At 70.3% G+C, this 19364-nt stretch carries 21 protein-coding genes; 7 read left to right on the top strand and 14 right to left on the bottom strand.

The features are described 5' to 3' along the window. Positions 1–103 precede the first annotated feature (103 nt). The 5 genes from OG452_RS09525 to OG452_RS09545 all read right to left on the bottom strand — a co-directional run bounded on the left by OG452_RS09525 (position 104) and on the right by OG452_RS09545 (position 5334). Positions 104–943: a hypothetical protein gene (locus OG452_RS09525; RefSeq protein WP_327295181.1), complete on the bottom strand. Its 840-nt coding sequence runs from the start codon at positions 941–943 to the stop codon at positions 104–106. 116 nt (positions 944–1059) lie between these two features. Beyond that, positions 1060–2451, bottom strand: a complete 1392-nt coding sequence (locus OG452_RS09530; RefSeq protein WP_442809985.1) for a hypothetical protein — start codon at positions 2449–2451, stop codon at positions 1060–1062. Next, complete coding sequence (locus OG452_RS09535) at positions 2420–3007, bottom strand: DUF6114 domain-containing protein (protein ID WP_327295182.1); 588 nt, start codon at positions 3005–3007, stop codon at positions 2420–2422. Before OG452_RS09535 ends, OG452_RS09530 begins: the two co-directional genes overlap by 32 nt. 94 nt (positions 3008–3101) lie before the next feature. Next, positions 3102–3746, bottom strand: a complete 645-nt coding sequence (locus tag OG452_RS09540; protein WP_327295183.1) for a DUF6230 family protein — start codon at positions 3744–3746, stop codon at positions 3102–3104. Positions 3747–4356: 610 nt separating this feature from the next. Next, the gene (locus tag OG452_RS09545; RefSeq protein ID WP_327295184.1) at positions 4357–5334 is read right to left on the bottom strand and encodes a tetratricopeptide repeat protein; all 978 of its coding nucleotides are present in this window, start codon (positions 5332–5334) and stop codon (positions 4357–4359) included. A 378-nt stretch (positions 5335–5712) separates the two neighbouring features. On the opposite strand from OG452_RS09545, the gene OG452_RS09550 reads away from it, so the two are divergent. Further along, positions 5713–6351 carry a TetR/AcrR family transcriptional regulator gene (locus tag OG452_RS09550; protein ID WP_327295185.1) on the top strand — a complete coding sequence of 213 codons (639 nt, stop codon included), beginning with the start codon at positions 5713–5715 and terminating at the stop codon, positions 6349–6351. 42 nt (positions 6352–6393) lie between these two features. On the opposite strand, the gene OG452_RS09555 is transcribed toward OG452_RS09550, so the two are convergent. Next, complete coding sequence (locus tag OG452_RS09555) at positions 6394–7398, bottom strand: SDR family NAD(P)-dependent oxidoreductase (RefSeq protein WP_327295186.1); 1005 nt, start codon at positions 7396–7398, stop codon at positions 6394–6396. Next, positions 7395–8528 (bottom strand): UDP-N-acetylglucosamine--N-acetylmuramyl-(pentapeptide) pyrophosphoryl-undecaprenol N-acetylglucosamine transferase, encoded by a 1134-nt coding sequence (locus OG452_RS09560; protein ID WP_327295187.1) that lies wholly within the window; start codon positions 8526–8528, stop codon positions 7395–7397. Before OG452_RS09560 ends, OG452_RS09555 begins: the two co-directional genes overlap by 4 nt. Before the next feature lie 64 nt (positions 8529–8592). Here OG452_RS09560 and OG452_RS09565 point away from each other — a divergent pair, with 64 nt between their 5' ends. Both OG452_RS09565 and OG452_RS09570 read left to right on the top strand, forming a co-directional pair. Next, entirely contained in the window at positions 8593–9312 is a 720-nt protein-coding gene (locus OG452_RS09565) for a response regulator transcription factor (RefSeq protein WP_327295188.1), read from the top strand. After that, positions 9309–10706: a sensor histidine kinase gene (locus OG452_RS09570; protein ID WP_327295189.1), complete on the top strand. Its 1398-nt coding sequence runs from the start codon at positions 9309–9311 to the stop codon at positions 10704–10706. The genes OG452_RS09565 and OG452_RS09570 overlap by 4 nt, the downstream gene beginning before the upstream one ends. 36 nt (positions 10707–10742) lie before the next feature. On the opposite strand, the gene OG452_RS09575 is transcribed toward OG452_RS09570, so the two are convergent. From OG452_RS09575 to OG452_RS09595, 5 genes are all read right to left on the bottom strand, one after another. Further along, entirely contained in the window at positions 10743–12443 is a 1701-nt protein-coding gene (locus OG452_RS09575) for an acyl-CoA mutase large subunit family protein (protein ID WP_327295190.1), read from the bottom strand. A 103-nt stretch (positions 12444–12546) separates the two neighbouring features. Then, entirely contained in the window at positions 12547–12885 is a 339-nt protein-coding gene (locus OG452_RS09580; RefSeq protein WP_327295191.1) for a DUF3817 domain-containing protein, read from the bottom strand. Between the two features lie 144 nt (positions 12886–13029). Then, positions 13030–13536, bottom strand: a complete 507-nt coding sequence (locus OG452_RS09585; protein WP_327295192.1) for a MarR family winged helix-turn-helix transcriptional regulator — start codon at positions 13534–13536, stop codon at positions 13030–13032. Positions 13537–13632: 96 nt separating this feature from the next. Beyond that, a complete protein-coding gene (locus OG452_RS09590) occupies positions 13633–13926 on the bottom strand; it encodes an MTH1187 family thiamine-binding protein (protein WP_327295193.1) in 294 nt (97 codons plus the stop codon). Next, entirely contained in the window at positions 13923–14270 is a 348-nt protein-coding gene (locus OG452_RS09595) for a DUF3817 domain-containing protein (RefSeq protein WP_327295194.1), read from the bottom strand. The genes OG452_RS09590 and OG452_RS09595 overlap by 4 nt, the downstream gene beginning before the upstream one ends. A 158-nt stretch (positions 14271–14428) precedes the next feature. Here OG452_RS09595 and OG452_RS09600 point away from each other — a divergent pair, with 158 nt between their 5' ends. The 4 genes from OG452_RS09600 (at position 14429) to OG452_RS09615 (ending at position 17150) form a co-directional block, all read left to right on the top strand. Next, positions 14429–15067, top strand: a complete 639-nt coding sequence (locus tag OG452_RS09600; RefSeq protein ID WP_327295195.1) for an AIM24 family protein — start codon at positions 14429–14431, stop codon at positions 15065–15067. Further along, positions 15067–15717, top strand: coding sequence for an AIM24 family protein (locus OG452_RS09605; protein WP_266852956.1), 651 nt, complete (start codon positions 15067–15069; stop codon positions 15715–15717). Before OG452_RS09600 ends, OG452_RS09605 begins: the two co-directional genes overlap by 1 nt. Beyond that, a complete protein-coding gene (locus OG452_RS09610; protein ID WP_327295196.1) occupies positions 15714–16490 on the top strand; it encodes an AIM24 family protein in 777 nt (258 codons plus the stop codon). Before OG452_RS09605 ends, OG452_RS09610 begins: the two co-directional genes overlap by 4 nt. Positions 16491–16676: 186 nt before the next feature. Further along, entirely contained in the window at positions 16677–17150 is a 474-nt protein-coding gene (locus tag OG452_RS09615) for a MarR family winged helix-turn-helix transcriptional regulator (RefSeq protein WP_327295197.1), read from the top strand. A 53-nt stretch (positions 17151–17203) separates the two neighbouring features. On the opposite strand, the gene OG452_RS09620 is transcribed toward OG452_RS09615, so the two are convergent. Both OG452_RS09620 and OG452_RS09625 read right to left on the bottom strand, forming a co-directional pair. After that, positions 17204–18625, bottom strand: a complete 1422-nt coding sequence (locus OG452_RS09620) for a sensor histidine kinase (protein ID WP_327295198.1) — start codon at positions 18623–18625, stop codon at positions 17204–17206. Beyond that, positions 18622–19284 (bottom strand): response regulator transcription factor, encoded by a 663-nt coding sequence (locus OG452_RS09625; RefSeq protein WP_327295199.1) that lies wholly within the window; start codon positions 19282–19284, stop codon positions 18622–18624. The genes OG452_RS09620 and OG452_RS09625 overlap by 4 nt, the downstream gene beginning before the upstream one ends. Between the last annotated feature and the right edge of the window lie 80 nt (positions 19285–19364).

Consider the following 19364-nt stretch of genomic DNA (forward strand, 5'->3'; position numbering starts at 1 on the left):
TGTCCGTAAGAGGGCCTGCCCGTAACGGGATCGCCCGTCACGGGACCTGGCCCGAACGTCGCGGGCGGCCCGGAGAATACGCCCGCCGTCCCCCGAAACCCCGTCAACCCGCCACGGTCGCCGCGGGCTCGCCGCCCGGCTGCCGGGACCGGACGGAGGCGGCCACCCCGAGGACCAGCGCGAGGCCCACGGCCAGCAGGTGCTCACGTCCGGCGAGGTTCGGCCTGAGCACCGACGGGACGACGATCACCCCTGCGGTCAGCACAGCGAGCACCGGGGCGCGCCGGACCACGGCCAGATAGGCGAACAACCCGGCCACGGCGGCGGACGGGCCGGTGTCCAGGACGTGCGCGGTCTCCGGCGGCAGTCCCAGCGGGCCGTGCCCCAGCGCGATCATCGCCCGGGCGCCCAGCGTGCCCGCAAGGGACGTGGCGCAGGCGATCAGCAGGGTCCGGGTGCGGCCGAGGACGAGTTCGGCGAGCGCGAAGGCGAGAAACAGCTTGGGCAGCCCCGCCCACACGGGCAGCCCGGGGTCCGTGAGGACCAGTGAGACAGGCGTACGCAGCAGGACCAGCGGGAGGGGCAGATCGCCCCGGACCTCGCCGGTCAGCCGTATCGCGACGGCGCCCGTACGGGTCCGTATGAGCTCATGGACGACGATCACGGCGAGGGCGGCCAGGATGCCGAGTGCGACGCCGGGCGCCCCGCGCCGCCTGAGCTCCTGCGCGGGCTCGGCCACGATCCGCAGCCACTCGCCACGCAGCAGTTCCTTCCCGTACGCGGTGAACCGGCTTGCGGCCGGGCGCAGTTGACTTCGCCCGGCGGGCGGTCCTGTTATTCGGCCGGCGGACGGCCCGGGTATTCGCCCGGTGGGCTCGGGTATCCGCCCGGCGGGCCCGCTCCCGTCGTCGCCCGTCGCACGGCAGCCGTCGACAGCCCCCACCACTCACTCCCCCATGCTCCCCGTCGGCCCGGACCACCATACGGCTGTGGCCCGCACCCTCTGCATCGAGGGTGCGGGCCACAGCCGTTTCCGCGGCTCCCGGAAGTTCTCGCGGGTCAGGCGCCGGTGAAGTAGTTCTGGAGTCCGGGCACATGGAGCGTGCCGCCGAACTGGCCCGCCTGCTTCACCGTGACGTTCGTGAAGAACGCGAACGGCACGTTGATCGGCGGCGGGGTCTCCGGGCTGAACGTGATCGGGATGAGGCCGAAGAGGTTGCCCTGCAGCGACTCCGTGTACATCGTGACCTCGCCGTCGCGGATGGTCGACGTCGAGCCCGCCGCGCCCTTCACATGGCCGGTGGCACCGTTCGGGCCGACGGTCATCTGGTGCAGGTCCTTGATGTCCAGCGCGGACGCGGTGAACTTCAGGACCTTCTTGATCTTGCCGCTGCCCGTCCTGACCTCGACGATGCCCTTGTAGTCAAGGCCCTTGAGGGTCAGCATCGAGCTCTTCAGCGTCCACGGGTCGTCGGGCAGGGCGGGGATGCCCTGTTCCAGATCGGCCGCGGCGAGCGCCTTCGGGTCGGCGGTCGGGCACGGGTAGGAGGGCTTGGCGCCGTCCGGGATGGCCGTGTCCTTCTTGGGGTCCAGGCCCTTGGCGTCCGAAGGGAGTTCCTTGACCGTCTTTCCGGCCTCGGCGGCCGCCTCGCGGATCTTCTCGGCGGTCTTGTCGGCAGCGCTCGTCGCCCCGCCGACGACCTTGCCGGCCGTGTCCGTGACGGAGGCCTTCTTCTCCGCCGCCTTCTTCTCGGCCGCCTTCTTCTCGGCCGCCTTCTTCTCGGCGGCCTTCTTCTCGGCGGCCTTCTTCTCCGCCGCGGTCTCGGACGTCTTGGACGTCGAGGAGGACGACGGGTCCGGGGACGGGCTCGCCGTGTCCTTGTCCGGGTTGAGCAGGTTCTTGAGCGCGTCACCCACACCCAGCGGGTCCAGCGGGTTCTTCGACTCGCTCGCGGCGGGCGACGGGGACGTCTGGTCCGAAGAGGAGGAACCGGACGTGGACTCCGGCGTCTTCTTCGTGGAGCCGGTCGCGCCCGCCGAAGGCGTGGCCGACGGGGACGGGGCATCGCCGGCCTTGTCGTCCTTCTTGGCCTTTGAGTCCTTGGCGTCCGTCTTGGCCTTGTCCGACGCACTGGCCGACGGGCTCGGGGAGCCCGACGCGCTGTCCGACGGGCTCGGCTCGTCGGAGCGGGACACACACGGTCCGGACGCGAACGGGATGTCGCCCTGGTCGTCGGCCATCGCCAGCTTGGGGGTGAGTCCCATCCCGACGAACACCGCGGTGGGCATGGCAGCCAGGGCTATCGCCTTGCTCGCGGGTATGTGCAGCTTCGTCAGCAGCGACTTCCTGGGGGCCGCGTGACGGCCCCCTCTTCTCTCCGCGAAGTCGTCGCCTTCGGTGGTACTCAGCTGCGCTTCGTCACCCCGCACGGTGCCTCCCACCGTTGGCATCCACTGTCGTGTCCTTGTCATACGCCCGGGACGGCTGCTCCGGGACGCCCGGCGCGTGGCCGAAGGGCAGGAACCCGTCCACGGGAGCGGTCCCTTCGGGCGTGCTTCCGTGCGGGGTCCCGTCCTCGGAACCACCCTGGGCCGCCACCGCCGGGTCGGCACCCGGCCTCGGGGGCGACCAGGAGAGCGAGAGCGCCCCGCCGATCATCGACAGCAGGAAGCCGACGACGAAACCGCCGATGTTCGCCACCGGGAGGGAGATCAGCGCCAGCAGGATCGCCGCTATTCCCGCGAACACCCGTACGGCGCCGTGGTACCACATCGTGAGGCCGAGCGTGACGAGCAGCACGCCGATGATCAGCGATCCGGCGCCCGCGGTGGTGGACATCGCCAGCGTCACATTGCCGAGGTGCATGTTGGCATACGGGAAGTAGGCGATCGGCACGCCTCCCACCACGGTGAACAGGCCCGCCCAGAAGGGTCGGTTTCCCCGCCATGCGCGGAAGCGAAGCCGCCAGTGGGTGAAATCGCGGGAACCTGTGGACTCGGCGCTCATGGAAAACAGCTCCCTGGTACCGGTGTTGCTCTGAGAAGTAGAGGGGTTCGGGCGGCCGCAGTGCGGAGTGCGCGCTCCGGCCGCCCGGGCGTGCTTAGTAGCACTCCTTGACGCCCGACTTGAGCCTCAGGCTCAAGTTGCTGAGCTTGAAGGTGCCGGCCGTGGTCGCCCACGCCGTCTGCTTCACGTGCTCCAGCGTCGCCTCGTCGGCGCGCTGCGCGAAGCCGTTCGGGTTGACGGCCTTCTCCGTGCCGTGCTCGATGCCCGTCTTGTTCGACGGGTCACCGGCCGCGACACCGATGTCGATGTTCTTGAACGTCGCATCGGCGTCGAGGCTCGCGACATCGAGGTACAGGTTCGTCGCCTCGACCGGCTTCTTCGCCTGGGTGCCGGCGTGCAGCTGCAGCGTGACGCTGCCGAGGCCGAACGGCAGGTTGGGCGTGACCACCGACTGGCACATGTTGGTGATCGTCGCATCGTGGAAGCCCGAAACGGCCACCGCGTGCGCGGCGCTCTTGCCGTTCAGGTCCTTGCCGGTCGCGACACTGCCGTACTGGACGAAGTCATGCCCGACCAGCTGGTCGGCGGTGACCTTGAAGCTCTGGCCGGACACGCTGAACGAAGCGGCGAGCGCACCCTGCGCGAGGCCGACGCCCACCGCAGCGGTGGCGACCACGCTCGGCACCATGACAAGCGCGAACCGCTTCCATCTGGTTCCGCCACGTACCTGGGAACTCACTTAGTTTCCTCCTTCTCGGACGTACATCTCCGGATCGGGTTCGAAGCCCGTCCTGGGATGGGAGAAGTGCTACGTCCTCGGGAAGGAGAGCGCCCGGTTCAGAAGCGCGAACCGCGTCCGAAGCACCGGCGATCACCCCCGAGCGACAACCACTGGCCACGCCTACGCGCAACCGCTGGACAGGCCCCGCCGGGTGGCAGGAACCCCCCTGTCCCGCAGCCGGCGCCACTGCCGCCGACCGGCTCGGTGGGGACCCAAGCGGCCACGCCGCGACCGGATGTCGCGCCGGTGCGTGATTGGACCGAGCCCGGCCGATCGTGGTGCATTCGCGGCCGTGACACAAGGGGCTCGTTACCGGCTAGTAACGGCTCGATAACCGAACCGCGACCCCCCGATATCGCGCGGGCACAGAGGGTGGGCCCGACACCGCCGCTACATCGGGCGGTAGGCGACCATAACCGGGCAGAAGGAGGTACCTGATTTACTCGGAGTAACAGACGGCCGCAATTGCCAAGTTTTGGCAAAGTGCGGCCGCCGGTTATCGCTGTGTCGCCAAATCGTCAGCGGCAACCCGCAGACGCCACGCGTTTAGTGACTGTTCAGAACCCTGTCAGAACAGCACACGCGCCAGGGCGGAACGGGCGGCGGTAACCCTCGGATCGTCGGATCCGATCACTTCGAAGAGCTGGAGCAGATGGACCCGTGCGGCCTCGCGGTCGTCACCCACCGTGCGCTGCACCGTCTGAACCAGACGGCCGAAGGCGTCCTCGATATGACCGCCGACCAGATCGAGGTCGGCCGCGGCGATCTGCGCCTGGACGTCGGCGGGGCTGTCGGCCGCGTCCTTCCGGACCTGCTGGGGGTCAAGTCCATGGACCCGGCCGAGCAGTTCCGCCTGGGCGAGGCCGAGCTTGGCCTCCTCGTTGGCCGGCTCCTGCGAGAGGACGTTCCGGTACGCCTGGACCGCACCGTCGAAGTCATTGGCGTCCAGCGCCTGTACGGCCGCTTCGAGCAGCGCGTCATGGGGACCGGCCGGGGCCTCGGCGGGCTCGGCGTCCGCCGCGGGCGGCTCCGCGTCCGGGTCCACCGGGATCCCGGTGAGCCCGAAGCGCTCCTCGCCGACCTGGATCAGCTGGTCGAGGGTCTGCCGGATCTGGGCCTCGGGCGCCGCGCCCTGGAAGAGCGGGAGCGCCTGCCCGGCGACGACGGCGAAAACGGCCGGAATCCCCTGGATCCCGAACTGCTGCATCAGCATCTGGTTGGCGTCGACGTCGACCTTGGCGAGCAGGAAGCGGCCGTTGTACTCGACGGCGAGGCGCTCGAGCAGCGGGCCGAGCTGCTTGCAGGGCTCGCACCACTCGGCCCAGAAGTCGATGACGACCGGGACCTCGGCGGAGCGCTGGATGACATCGCGCTCAAAACCGGCTTCATCGACATCGATCACCAGCGAGACGGGTGAGACGGGCGCTGCGCCGCCCTGCCTGGCGGTCTCGGCTCGCGCCTGCTCCGCTTTCTGCCGGGCCTCGCCGGCGGCCTTCACTGCGGCGAGGTCGACGACGCCGCTCATGGACATGTTCCTAGGCTGCATACGTACATCCTCCCCCCTCCGCCACTCGTTCAGGAAAGCCGTTCGAGAAAGCTGTCGGCGTAATCCGCCGCTGGTGCGGGCCCGGCCCGTCCGTACACCCCCCGCCGGATGCGGGGCGTACGGACGGACACAGGCCGTCGGCCCGATGAGGGGCCCGGTACAGGCGCAGGGTCCCCACCCTGGCGCCAGTGGCTCTTGTCGTGCTGTGGTGTCACCCGGTCGTCGCGTGGTGCTCGTGCAGCCGAAGCGCGCTTGCGCCTCTTTACGCTACGAGTCGTAGCGTAACTGGTCGACCGGGAGCAGCGGGCGTAAATCCTCCGCCGGTTTCCCGTGATCTGACTCACTGCGGCTCGGCTACTGACCGGTATGGTCGCGGTCATGCCTTTCAGCAAGCCCACCCGAACGGGTCGCCCACGCTCCCCAGAGGCCGATACCGCGATCCTCATGGCGACGAGAGCCGCGCTGGTCGAGGTGGGCTGGTCGAAGCTGACCATGGGCGAGGTGGCGACCCGCGCCGGGGTGGCCAAGACGACGCTCTACCGCCGCTGGTCGCACAAGAACGAACTGGTCGTGGACGCCGTGGCGGTCCTGTTCGACGAGCTGGACCTGCCGGACCGGGGCAGTCTGTCCGCCGACATCGAGGGCGTGGTGCTCCAGTTCGCCGCGCTCCTCGCGCGGCCCGAGACCAAGACCGCGCTGATGGCGGTGGTCGCCGAGTCGATCAGCGACGAGGCGCTGCGCGCCCGGATCCGCTCGGCCATCGTCGACCGGCAGAAGCGGCTGGTGACCGTCGGCCGCGAGCGGGCCCAGGCCCGGGGCGAACTCCCCTCCGAGGAGGACCCCGAGATCTCGGCCCGCCACACCGACCTTATCTTCGACGTGGTCGCGGGCGCCGTGGTGCACCGGGCGCTGGTGAGCGCGGAGCCGGTGGACGAGGAGTGGGCGCGCGAGTTCACGGTGCTGCTCTGCTCCGGGCTGAGCAGCACCCCGGCCCCGCCTGCCGGTTCGCCCGCCTGATCACCCGGCTCAATCCTGGTGGCGGTCCGCCGCGAACAGGTGTCAGACCTGGTAGCGGTCGGCCGCGAACAGGTGCAGGTGCTCCGCGATCCACTCCGATGTCTGCTTCAGCCCGTCGGCGAGCGCCACTTCGGGCTGCCAGCCCGCCCACTCGCGGGCCCGCGAGTTGTCCGAGAGCAGCCGCTGGACCTCACTGCCCGAAGGGCGGAGCCTGGCCGGGTCGACGACGACCTCGGCGTCCCGGCCGGAGGCCGCGATCAGCGCCTGCGCCAGGTCTCCGATGGAAATCTCCTGTCCTGTACCGAGATTGACGCTCTCGCCCAGCGCCCGGTCGCAGTCCGCCAGCGCGAGGAAGCCGCGCGCGGTGTCCGTGACATAGGTGAAGTCACGGGTCGGCGTGAGCGAACCGAGCTTGATCTCCCGGGCCCCGGAGTGGAGCTGGGCGAGGATGGTGGGGATGACGGCGCGTGCAGACTGCCGGGGGCCGTACGTGTTGAAGGGCCGCACCACCGTCACCGGCAGCTCGAACGCGTGCCAGTGGGACAGCGCCATCATGTCGGCGCCGATCTTGGACGCTGAGTAAGGGGACTGCGGCTGGAGCGGGTGCTGTTCGCTGATCGGGGCGGTGCGCGCGGTCCCGTACACCTCACTGGTGGACGCGTGCAGAAGACGGCGTACGGAGTGCCGGCAGCAGGACTCGGCGATGTTCTCGGTGCCGGTGACATTCGTGGCGACGTACGCGCCGGGGGCGTCGTAGCTGTACGGGATGCCGATCAGCGCGGCGAGGTGGAAGACCGTGTCGCAGCCCGCCACTGCGTCGTCGACGCGGCCCGCGTCCCGGACGTCCCCCGCCACCATCTGGACCTGGGAGCTGCCCAGATGGCGGCCGAGGTGGCCCTTCTCGCCGTACGGCTTGTAGTGGACGAATGCCCGGACCCGCGCCCCCTGCTCCACCAGGAGGTCGACCAGGGTCGAGCCGATGAAGCCCTCGGCTCCGGTGACGAGGACGGTGCGGTTCTGCCAATTGCTGGTCTGCCGACTGGTCATGGGGTGAACTCCTTTGCGTGGGACAGGACCCGGGCAGCGAGCAGATCGGCTGCCCGGGCATGGGTGGAAGGTCCGGCCGCACCGCTCATCGCGGCGAGCCGGGCAGGGTCGGCCAGGAGCGGGCCCGCCACTTCGGCGAGCCGCTCCGCCGTCGTCTCCTCGTCGGCGATCAGCACCCCGGCCCCGGCGTCGCTGAGGACGCGGGCGTTGTGGGTCTGGTGGTCGCCCGGCGCGTGCGGATACGGGACGAGAATCGCGGGCACCCCGGTGGTGGCGAGTTCGGCGACCGTGGCGGAGCCGGCCCGGCAGACCACCAGGTCGGCGGCGGCGTACGCGAGGTCCATCCGGTCCAGATAGGGGACGGCGCCGGCGATCCGGCAGCCGCCCTCGGCTGCAAGCCGGGCCCGGGCCGCCTCCAGGGCGGCCGGGCCGGTCTTGATGAGCAGATGGACGTCCGTACGCGCCTGCCAGCGGGCCGCGAGCCCGACCGCGGCGGCGGTGAGCCGGGCCGCGCCGAGGCTGCCGCCGTTGACCAGCAGCAGCCGCGCCCCGGCGGGGACACCGAGCGCCCGGCGGGCCTCGGCGCGCAGCGCGGGACGGTCGAGGGCCGCGATCGGTGCGGCGATCGGCATCCCGACCGTCTCCGCGTTCTCGCCGCCGGCGAGGTGGGCCCGGCTGCGGTCGAAGGCGACGGTGAGATGCGGGGTGAGCCGGGCTGCGAACTGGTTGGCGCGGCCCGGCACCGCGTTGGACTCGTGGATGACGCTCGGCACACCGGCCATCCGGGCGCCGAGTATCACCGGCGCGCTCGGGTAGCCGCCCATGCCGACCGCGACATGGGCCCCCTGCTCGCGCAGGATCGTCCGGCACTGTGCGCCGGACTTCAGCAGAGCGGCCGGCAGCAGATAGCGCCGGGCGCCGAGCGCCGGGTCGAAGGGGATCATGGCGACGGTGTGCAGCGGGTATCCGGCGCCGGGTATGAGCGTGGATTCGAGGCCGCGTTCGGTGCCGACGAACGAGATCACCGCGCCGGGTACGGCCCGGCGCAGGGCGTCGGCGAGGGCGAGGCCCGGGTAGATGTGGCCGCCGGTGCCGCCCGCACCGATCACGACGGAGAGTGGTGTGCGCATGGCCAGCACACTCACGTCGCGAGGTAAGAAGGTTCTAAGAGACGGGTTTGGCAGGCTTCGCTCCATGAACCCGCACCCGCACACGCCGCCCGTGAGCCCCCGACCGAGAAAGATCCTGGTCGTGGACGACCAGCCGGAGGTACGCGTGGCGGTCGAGGACGGTCTCAGCGTCGAGGGGTACGAGGTGCGGGGCGCGGCCGACGGACTCGCCGCCCTGTCGGCCGTCGCCTCCTGGCAGCCGGACGCGGTCGTGCTCGACGTGCTGATGCCGGTGCTCGACGGTCTCGCGGTCTGCCGTCGGCTGCGCGCCGTCGGCGACCGTACGCCGGTACTGGTGCTGACCGCCCTTGACTCGGTGAGCGAGCGGGTGGACGGGCTGGAGGCTGGGGCCGACGACTACCTGGTGAAGCCGTTCGCGCTCGACGAGCTGATCGCCCGGGTGCGGGCGCTGCTGCGACGGGCCGCGCCGGTGGATGAGGAGCCGGGCGCGCTGTCGTACGGCGATCTGACCGTGGATCCGGAGACCCGCACCGGGCACCGGGCCGGGCGCCCCATCGAGTTCAGCAGGACCGAGTTCGCCCTGCTCGATCTGCTGCTGCGCCACCCCGGGCAGGTCCTCACCCGGGAGCTGATCCAGGAGCGGGTCTGGGGCCAGGACTTCGGCCCCGACTCCAACTCGCTCGCGGTGTACGTCGGCTACCTGCGCCGCAAGCTGGAGGCGGCGGGCGAACCGCGCGTGGTCCACACCGTGCACGGGGTCGGCTACCGGCTGGACGCGGCGTGAGCGCCCGCAATGACCTGGGCGGCCCGCGCCGGGCGCCGTCCCACCGGCTCGGTGCGCGCTGGCGCCGCCGCCGTCCGCTGCGCACCCGGCTCGCCCTGACCGCGTCGGCGGCCGTGGCCCTGGTCGCGCTCGGGGTGTGCGCGGCGGCCTTCTTCGTCCAGCGGTACGAGATGTACCACCAGCTGGACCTCAATCTCATCCAGTCGGCGGCGGTGTCCGGCGGCGGGCGCGGGGAGCCCGGGGTCGTCGAGGGCCAGTGCCAGTTCCTGGCGTCGCCCGCCTGCGCACAGATCGTGCCGGCCCATCCGTCGGCGGACCCCGCCCAGCCGTACCTGCTGCCGGTATCGGAACCGGTCCGTGAGGTCGCAGCGGGCAAGCGCGCACCGTACTTCACCGACATCACCCTCCAGGGGCGTCCCACCCGGATGCTCACCACCACCTTCGGTCACCGTGAGGCGGTGCAGGTGGCCCTGCGCTCCGACCCGGTCGAGAAGAGCGTACGGCGGACCGCCCAGCTGCTCGCGGCGGTCGGCGGCGCCGGGGTGCTGGTCGCCGCGGCGCTGGGTTACTGGGTGTCGCGTACCGGTCTGGCGCCCGTCGCCCGGCTCACCGGCGCCGCCGAGCGGATCGCCGCGACCCGGGACCCGCGCCACCGCATCGAGCTGCCGCCGGGGCCCGCCACCCGACAGGACGAGGTCACCCGGCTGGCGACCACGTTCAACACCATGCTGGGCGAGCTGGAGCAGTCGGTGACCGCCCAACGCCGGCTGGTGGCGGACGCCTCCCACGAACTGCGCACCCCGCTCACGGCGCTGCGGACCAACGCGGAACTCCTCGCCCGCGCCGACCGGTTGACCCCCGCGCAGCGCGACCGGGCGACGGGCGCCCTCACCCGGCAGATCCACGAGGTGACGACGCTGGTGAACGACCTGATCGAACTGGCCCGTGACGAGGAGCCCGTACCGCTGGTGGAGAGCGTCCGGCTGGCCCCGCTGGTCGAGCACGCGGTGGCGGCGGCCCGTGGCCACTGGCCGGGGCTCGCCTTCACCGTGGAGACGGCGGCCGACCCGGTACTGAACGGCGTACCGGCGCGGCTCTCCAGGCTGCTCGCCAATCTGCTCTCGAACGCGGCGAAGTTCTCGGGCGATGTGGGCGAGGTCGAGATCACGCTGACCACGACCGAGCTGACCGTGCGCGACCACGGGCCGGGGATCGCGCCCGACGACCTGCCGTACGTCTTCGACCGCTTCTACCGGGCCCGTGCCGCGCGTTCGCTGGCCGGCTCCGGTCTGGGTCTCGCGATGGCCCGCCAGATCGCCCGCGCGCACGGCGCGGAACTCACCGCGGAACAGGCACCGGGCGGCGGCGCACTCTTCCGGCTGCGCCTCCCGTGAGGCCGGTCGCCCGTGTCATGACATGACCCGTCCCGGTCAGAAGCCCGGCGGCTCCGTGTAGATGCCCCACTCGTCCCGGAGTACCCCGCAGATCTCGCCGAGCGTCGCCTCCACGCGGACGGCGGCCAGCATCGGCTCGATCATGTTCGAGCCGTCCCGGGCGGCTGTGAGCAGCGCGTCCAGGGCGGCCCGTACCCGGGCGTCGTCCCTGGCCGCCTTGCGGACCACCAGTTCCTGCACCTGGTCGCGCTCCACCTCGTGGCTGACGCGGAGGATCTCCAGATCGCCGGTGACCGATCCGTGCAGGCAGTTGACGCCGACGACTCGCTTGTCGCCCTTCTCGACCGAGCGCTGGTACTGGAAGGCGGACTCGGCGATCTCGCCGGTGAACCAGCCGTCCTCGATGCCGCGCAGGATGCCCGATGTGACCGGGCCGATCGGGTGCTGCCCATCGGGGTGCGCCCGCAGGCCGCGCTCCTTGATCTGGTCGAAGATCTTCTCCGCGTCGGCCTCGATGCGGTCCGTGAGCTGCTCGATGTACCAGGAGCCGCCCAGCGGGTCCGCCACATTGGCGACGCCCGTCTCCTCCATCAGCACCTGCTGCGTCCGCAGCGCGATCTCAGCGGCCTGCTCGCTCGGCAGCGCGAGCGTCTCGTCCAGGGCGTTGGTGTGCAGGGAGTTGGTGCCGCCGAGGACAGCGGCGAGCGCCTCGACCGCGGTCCGTACGACGTTGTTGTACGGCTGCTGCGCGGTCAGCGAGACCCCGGCCGTCTGGGTGTGGAAGCGGAGCCACTGCGCCTTGTCGGTCCGCGCGCCATAGACGTCCTTCATCCAGCGCGCCCAGATCCTGCGCGCCGCACGGAACTTGGCGATCTCCTCGAAGAAGTCGACGTGCGCGTCGAAGAAGAAGCTCAGCCCCGGCGCGAAGACATCCACGTCCATCCCGCGCGAGAGGCCGAGCTCCACGTAACCGAAGCCGTCGGCGAGGGTGTACGCCAGCTCCTGCGCGGCCGTCGCACCCGCCTCGCGGATGTGGTACCCGGACACCGAGAGCGGCTTGTACGCGGGGATCGCGTCGGCGCAGTGCTCCATCAGGTCGCCGATCAGGCGCAGATGCGGCTCGGGCTGGAAGAGCCACTCCTTCTGCGCGATGTACTCCTTGAAGATGTCGGTCTGGAGCGTGCCGTTGAGCACGGCCGGGTCGATGCCCTGGCGCTCGGCGGCGACCAGGTACATGCAGAAGACCGGGACGGCCGGGCCGCTGATCGTCATCGAGGTGGTGACATCTCCGAGCGGGATGTCCTGGAAGAGGATCTCCATGTCGGCGGCCGAGTCGATGGCGACCCCGCAGTGGCCGACCTCGCCGAGCGCCTTCGGCTCGTCGGAGTCGCGGCCCATCAGCGTCGGCATGTCGAAGGCGACCGAGAGACCGCCGCCGCCGTTGGCGAGGATCGTCTTGTAGCGGTCGTTCGTCTGGCGGGCGTTGCCGAACCCGGCGAACTGCCTGATCGTCCAGGTGCGGCCGCGGTAGCCGGTGGGGTGCAGGCCACGGGTGTACGGGTACTCGCCGGGCCAGCCGATCCGCTCGAATCCCTCGTAGGTGTCGCCCGGCCGTGGCCCGTACACCGGGTCCACCGGGTCGCCCGACAGGGTCGAGAAATCGGCGTCCCGCTTGCGGGCTTTGTCGTACCTGGCCTGCCAGCGACGGCGGCCCTCTTCAATGGCGTGAGCGTCCATACCCTCGAATTTACTAGGACGTCCTAATAAATGTCGATGGCAGACCGCCCGCACACCGTGCGGGCGGTGGTGCGAGGGCCGCCCCCCCATTGGCCGGTCAGCGCTAGGCCTTCGCTGCGACCGGGGCCCGCTCGGTGATCCGGGGCTCCAGCTCGCGGGAGATCTTCCGCTCGACGAAGAACGCCGCGGTCGGGACCGTACCGGCCAGCAGCACCCAGATCTGCTTGGCGACCGGCCACTTCGCCTTGGAGCCGAGGTCGAAGGCGAAGATCAGGTAGACCACGTACAGCCAGCCGTGCGCGATTCCGACCACGCTGACGAAACCGGTCGCCCCGTTGATGTCCAGCAGGTACTTGGCGATGACGCCGAGGGTCAGCAGGACCAGCAGCACACCGGTGACATAGGCCATCACGCGGTAGCGGGTCAGCACGCTTCGTTTCATGCAGTCGAGCGTATCCGGGCGCTATGGGCGATCTTCGGCGGGGTTGCCCTTGGGGCCGAGGCCCCGCCTGAGTACCCTCCGGAGCCCCGCAGAGCGGCCCACCGGCCCGGCAGGACCCGCCCACGGCTCCCCAGCCCCGCCGCCCTACTCCTCGAAGTCGTCCGCCGCCACCCGAAGCGGCCTGAGCATCGCGAAGATATCGCCGCAGCCCTCCGCGTCGTACGCGGACAGCCCGAACTCCATCTTCATCAGATCCGCACTGGCCGCTTCGACGACCTCGCGGCCCTTGTCGGTGATGGAGGCCAGCGTGCCGCGCCCGTCGTTCGGGTTGGGGCGCTTGTCGACCAGGCCGGACGTGACCAGCCGGTCGACAGTGTTCGTCACCGATGTGGGGTGCACCATCAGCCGCTCACCGATCTTGGACATCGGCAGTTCACCCGCCTTGGAGAAGGTGAGCAGCACCAGCGCCTCGTAGCGCGCGAACGTCAGGCCGTACGGCTTGACGACCGCGTCGACCTCCGCGAGGAGGATCTGGTGGGCGCGCATGATCGAGGTGATGGCGGCCATCGAGGGCACGGGGCCCCAGCGCTGCTGCCACAGTTCGTCGGCGCGCGCGATGGGATCGAAGGGAAGGCTGAGCGGCTTCGGCACGGCATCGACCCTACCGGCCGGTCATATGACGGTCAGCCCCGTCTCGCCCTTCGGTCCGCGGACCGAAGGGCGGGAGCGAACGCGAACGGGCCAGGGCTACCCGGCGAGGTGCCGCTCGACGGTGTCCACCTTGGAGGTCAGGCCGTCCGTCACACCCGGCCTGATGTCCGCCTTGAGCACGAGCGAGACCCGGGGGGCGCGCTGCTCGACCACCGCTACGGCGCGCCTGACGACGTCCATGACCTCGTCCCATTCGCCTTCGACCGAGGTGAACATGGCGTCGGTGCGATTCGGCAGACCCGACTCCCGTACGACGCGTACGGCTTCGGCGACGTACTCCCCCACGTCCTCGCCGACGCCCAGCGGGGTGATCGAGAAAGCGACGATCACGACGCGACCACGCCTTCGCGGCGCGCCCGGGAGGCGATCACCGCGTCCTCGGCCTCGCGGCGCAGCTTGCGCTCGGCGAAGAAGCCGCCGATCGGGACCACGGAGAGCACGAGATAGACGATGCCGGTCTTGGCGGACCACTTGGCACGGTTCCAGGCATCCGCGCAGAAGACCACGTACAGGATGAAGAGCAGGCCATGGATCCAGCCCAGGACGGGCACCGGGTTGAAGGAGGTGGTGCCCTTGAGCACGACGCCGATCGGCAGGAGCAGGAAGTAGGACACCGCCTCGGGAGCGGCTACCAGCCGGAACCGGCGGAGGGCAGAAGCGGTCTTGAGGTCCACGGGGGAGCAACCTTCCCGGTTGGGGGACACACGGCGATCTTGTGAAAGTACGCACAAGCTTGCACCATTGTGTCAGCCGTCCTCCTCAGGGCTCCTTCAGGGTGCATATAGGCCCAGGGGCGCTGTTCGTACCCCTTCCGGCCCGTTACCTTCAGTCCGTGGCTCAGTTCCGACTCCAAGGCAGCAAGATGCTCGCCGTCGACATGACAGGCGACGCCGTCAAAGCGAAGAACGGCTCGATGGTCGCCTACGACGGCCAGATGACCTTCAAAAAGATGTCCGGCGGCGGTGAGGGGCTCCGCGGGATGGTGACCCGGCGCCTCACCGGCGAGCAGATGAGCGTGATGGAGGTGCGCGGCAAGGGCACCTGCTACTTCGCCGACCGCGCCACCGAGATCAACCTCGTCGCCCTGCACGGCGAGAAGCTCCATGTGGAGGCGAGCAACCTCCTCTGCACGGACGCGGGGCTGCGCACCGGCACGACCTTCACCGGGCTGCGGGGCGCGTCCCAGGGCAACGGCCTGTTCACCACCACCGCCGAGGGGACGGGGCAGGCCGCGGTGATGTCGCACGGCCCGGCGGTCGTCCTGCGGGTCAGCCCGCAGTACCCGCTCCTGGTCGACCCCGGTGCGTACATCGCGCACACCGGCAGCCTCCAGCAGCACTTCCAGACCGGGGTCAGTTTCCGGACCTTCATGGGTGAGGGGTCCGGCGAGTCCTTCCAGATCCGGTTCGAGGGCGAGGGGCTGGTCTACGTACAGCCCAGCGAGCGCAGCACGGTCGGGGGTGATGTCTGATGCCGTTCACCGAGATCAACTCGAAGATGGTCGAGGCCACGGTGGTGCCCGGCCAGAAGCTCTACAGCCAGCGCGGAGCGATGCTCGCGTACCGGGGCGACGTGACCTTCACGCCGAACATCCAGGGCGGTCAGGGCGGTGTGATGTCCATGATCGGGCGGCGGGTGGCCAACGAGGCCACGCCGCTGATGACGGTGGAGGGCCGGGGCACGGTGATGTTCGGACACGGCGGCCACCACATCCAGGTGATCTCGCTGGCCGGCGACACGCTGTATGTGGAGGCGGACCGGCTGCTGGCGTTCGACGGTTCGCTCCAGCAGGGCACGATGTTCATGGGTTCGCAGGGCGGGGTCATGGGGATGGTGCGCGGCCAGGTCACCGGCCAGGGGCTGTTCACCACGACGCTCAAGGGCCACGGCGCGGTGGCCGTGATGGCGCACGGCGGGGTCGTGGAGCTGCCGATCACCCCGCAGGGGCCGGTGCATGTGGACCCGCAGGCGTACGTCGCCCACCACGGGGACGTACGGAACAAGCTGTCGGCGGCGCTCGGCTGGCGGGAGATGGTGGGGCGCGGCTCGGGCGAGGCGTTCCAGCTCGAACTGTCCGGCAGCGGCGCGGTCTATGTGCAGGCATCGGAGGAGAAGCTGTGACGGGACCGGTGGTCCATGACCCGATGACGCTGCCGGCCAACGACAACGTCAACAAGTACACCTTCTGCGTGGAACTCAGCGGCAGCCAGTGGTTCCTGCAGAAGGGCAAGATGATCGCCTACTACGGGCGGATCGAGTACAACGGCTTCGGCAACGGCCGGTTCGACCATCTGCTGCGCACCAGCTTCCACTCCCCGCTGCACGCCTCGGACTGGGTGGTGGCGGAGGGATCGGGCAAGATGCTGCTCGCCGACCGGGCCTTCGACGTGAACTCGTTCGACCTGGACGACGGTAATCTCACGGTCCGCTCCGGCAACCTGCTGGCGTTCGAGCCGTCGCTCTCCCTGAAGCAGTCGATCGTGCCCGGCTTTCTGACCCTGATCGGTACGGGGAAGTTCGTGGCCGCTTCGAACGGTCCGGTCGTCTTCATGGAGCCGCCGATCCGGGTCGACCCGCAGGCCCTGGTCGGCTGGGCGGACTGCCCGTCGCCTTGCCACCACTACGACCACGCCTATCTGACGGGGGTGCTGGGCGGGATCAGGTCGTTCACCGGCCTCGGCGGCGTATCGGGCGAGGAGCACCAGTTCGAGTTCGTGGGCGCCGGGACGGTGCTGCTCCAGTCGACCGAGGCGCTGCTGCCCGAGAAGCCGACCGGTTCGGTGCCGGACGAACCAGGCGTTCCCGGTGGGCAGGGGCCTCGTTCCGGCCAAAACGGCCCAGGAGCGCGCTTTCCCGGCCAGGTCGGGGATCTTCAGCGCCGCTTCGGGCTGTAAGCACTAGCCTGCGGAGTGTAACGTCGAACATCTGAACCCCCGGCGCGGAACCGGATCAGGATCGCCGTCCGCGATCAGGCCCGGGATCGGGATCGCGGTGGCGCAGTGTGGCGCGCGCCGGGAGTGAGGCCCGAGTGACACCCCCCATGTTGTCCAATATTCAACTTCTTAGGTAGAATTCTCATTATGGAGACCGAGACGGCCACCCGCTGGCTGAACGAGGCGGAGCAGTGCTCCTGGCGCACCTATCTGGACGCCAACAGGCTGCTGACGTACCAGATGGAGAAGGACCTCCAGCCGTTCGGCTTGACGATGAACGACTACGAGATCCTGGTCAATCTCTCCGAGGCCGACGACCGGCGGATGCGGATGAGCGATCTCGCCGCCGCCACCCTTCAGTCGAAGAGCCGCCTGTCGCACCAGATCACCAGGATGGAGAAGGCCGGGCTGGTCCGCAGGGAGAACTGCGAGTCGGACCGGCGCGGGCTGTTCGCCGTCCTCACCGACCTCGGCGGCGAGACCATGCAGAAGGTCGCACCGCACCATGTGGACTCGGTGCGCAGACACTTCATCGACATGTTGACGCCCGAGGCACTGGCCGGACTGCGTGAGTCGCTGACGCCGGTCGCCGATCAGCTGCGGGGGCTGCGCAAGGGGTAGCGGCCGCGCCGTTCGGTTCCCGCCTTCAGGGCGGATCAGGCCGGCAGGTCGGGTCAGCGCGGCTCGGAGCGGCCCCCGGTCCGTGCGGCGGGCAGGTCCAGTGCGAAGACGGCGCCGTCGCCGACGGTGAGCGTCCCGCCGTGCCGGTGCGCCACATCGCGGGCGATGGCCAGCCCGAGGCCGGCGCCGCCCTCGTCACGGGTCCGGGCGTCGTCGAGCCGTACGAACCGCTCGAAGATCCGCTCGCGCTGCGCGGCAGGCACTCCGGGGCCGTCGTTGGCCACCTCCGCTATGAGCCGGCCGTTCCGCTCCCGTACGGACACCTCGACCCTGGAACGGGCATGGCGCTGGGCGTTGTCCAGGAGATTGCCGATCACCCGCGCCAACTGCCCGCGCGAGCCCTCCACTTCGAGACCGCCTGCCGCGTGGACGCTCACCGGGACCCGGCCCGCCTGCCGCCGCGACACCTCCTCACTCACCAGCTCCCCCAGATCGATCCGCTTCGCCCCGGGCCGCTCCCCCGCGTCAAGCCGGGCGAGCAGCAGCAGGTCGGCGGCCAGCTCCTGGAGCCGTACGGTGTCCGCGACCGCGCCGTCGACGTCCAGCAGCTCCGGATGCGCTGCCCCGACCTCCAGCTGGATACGGAGACTCGCGATGGGGCTGCGCAGTTCGTGCGAGGCGTCGGCGACGAACCGCCGCTGCCGGTCGACGGATTTCTCCAGCGCGGTGAGGGTCGCATTGGTCGTACGGGCCAGCCGGGCGACCTCGTCGTGCGAACGGGGCTCCGGGACCCGCCGGGCCAGATCCTCGGACGCGGTGATCGCCGCCATCTCCCGCCGGATCCCCTCGACGGGGCGCAGCGCGCGCCGGGTCACCAGCCAGGTGACACCCGCGACGACCAGCAGCAGGGCGGGCAGCCCGATGAGCATCGCACCGCGGAGCGAGCTGACGGCGCTCTCCTCGGTGGTGAGGGGGGCGCCCGCGTAGACGATCAGGGTGTCGTCGCTGCCGTTGGTCACCTCGACGGCGGCGAACCGGTAGTCGGCGGTGTCGCCGTCGACGGTCGCGGTGCCGGAGCTGAACTGGGCGTCGTCGTGCGAGACCTCACCGCGCGGCGGATCGTCGTCGCCATGGTTGTGGTCCGGCTTGGACGACACCGGATGCACCGCGGTGGTCGCCGTCCCCGTCACCGCGTCCAGTTCGTCGCTGGCGGCGCGCAGCTTGCCGTGCTCGGTGACCACCTGCACCGGATTCTGTTCCGCGTCGGGCAGGACGAGCTTGTGGTACGGAACGTCGAGCGCGACCTGCGAAGCGACGTTCTGCGCGGCGACCTCGGCGCGCAGATCGGTCTGGCCGGTGAGGTTCGACCGCAGGACGAGCAGGAGGGAGACGCCCGCGGCGACCAGCGCGACAGCGACGACGACCGTCGCGCCCAGCGCCGCCCTGGCCCGTACGGAGCCGAATACGCGCCTCATCCGGCGACCAGCCGGTACCCCGCGCCGCGCACGGTCTGGATGAGGTCGGCGCCCAGTTTGCGGCGCAGGGCGCTCACGTACACCTCGACGATGTTCGGGTCGCCCTCGTAGGCGAAGTCCCAGACGTGCTCCAGTATCTCCGGCTTGCCGACCACCTCGCCCTGGCGTACGACGAGTTGCTCCAGGACCGCGAACTCCTTCGCTGTCAGGGTGACTTCGCTGCCCGCGCGGTGTACGCGGCGGGTCGCGGTGTGGACCGTGAGGCTCCCCGCGGTGAGCACGGGCGAGGGCCGGCCGGCGGCGCGCCTGCGGAGCAGCGCCCTGATCCTGGCGACGAGGACCACGTAGGAGAACGGTTTGGTGAGGTAGTCGTCCGCCCCGGTGTCCAGACCCTCGGCCTCGTCGTACTCGCCGTCCTTGGCGGTCAGCATCAGGATGGGGACGTCGTTGCCGGCCGCTCTGAGGGCCGCGCAGACCCGGTAGCCGTTCATCCCGGGCAGCATGATGTCGAGCACGACCAGGTCGTACGGGCCCTCGCCGGCCAGGTGCAGCCCTTCGAGCCCGTCATGCGCGACATCCACGGCGTAACCCTCGGCGGTGAGTCCGCGGGCGAGGGACACCGCGAGCCTCTTTTCGTCCTCCACGATCAACAGGCGCATGGGGACAGCTTCGCAAACGGAAGCTGAAGGGAACTTCAGGCGGCTTCAGGCTGCGTTCAGCACGGCCCCGGCAGATTGGA

Source organism: Streptomyces sp. NBC_01197 (assembly GCF_036010505.1).
Taxonomy (GTDB): Bacteria; Actinomycetota; Actinomycetes; order Streptomycetales; family Streptomycetaceae; genus Streptomyces.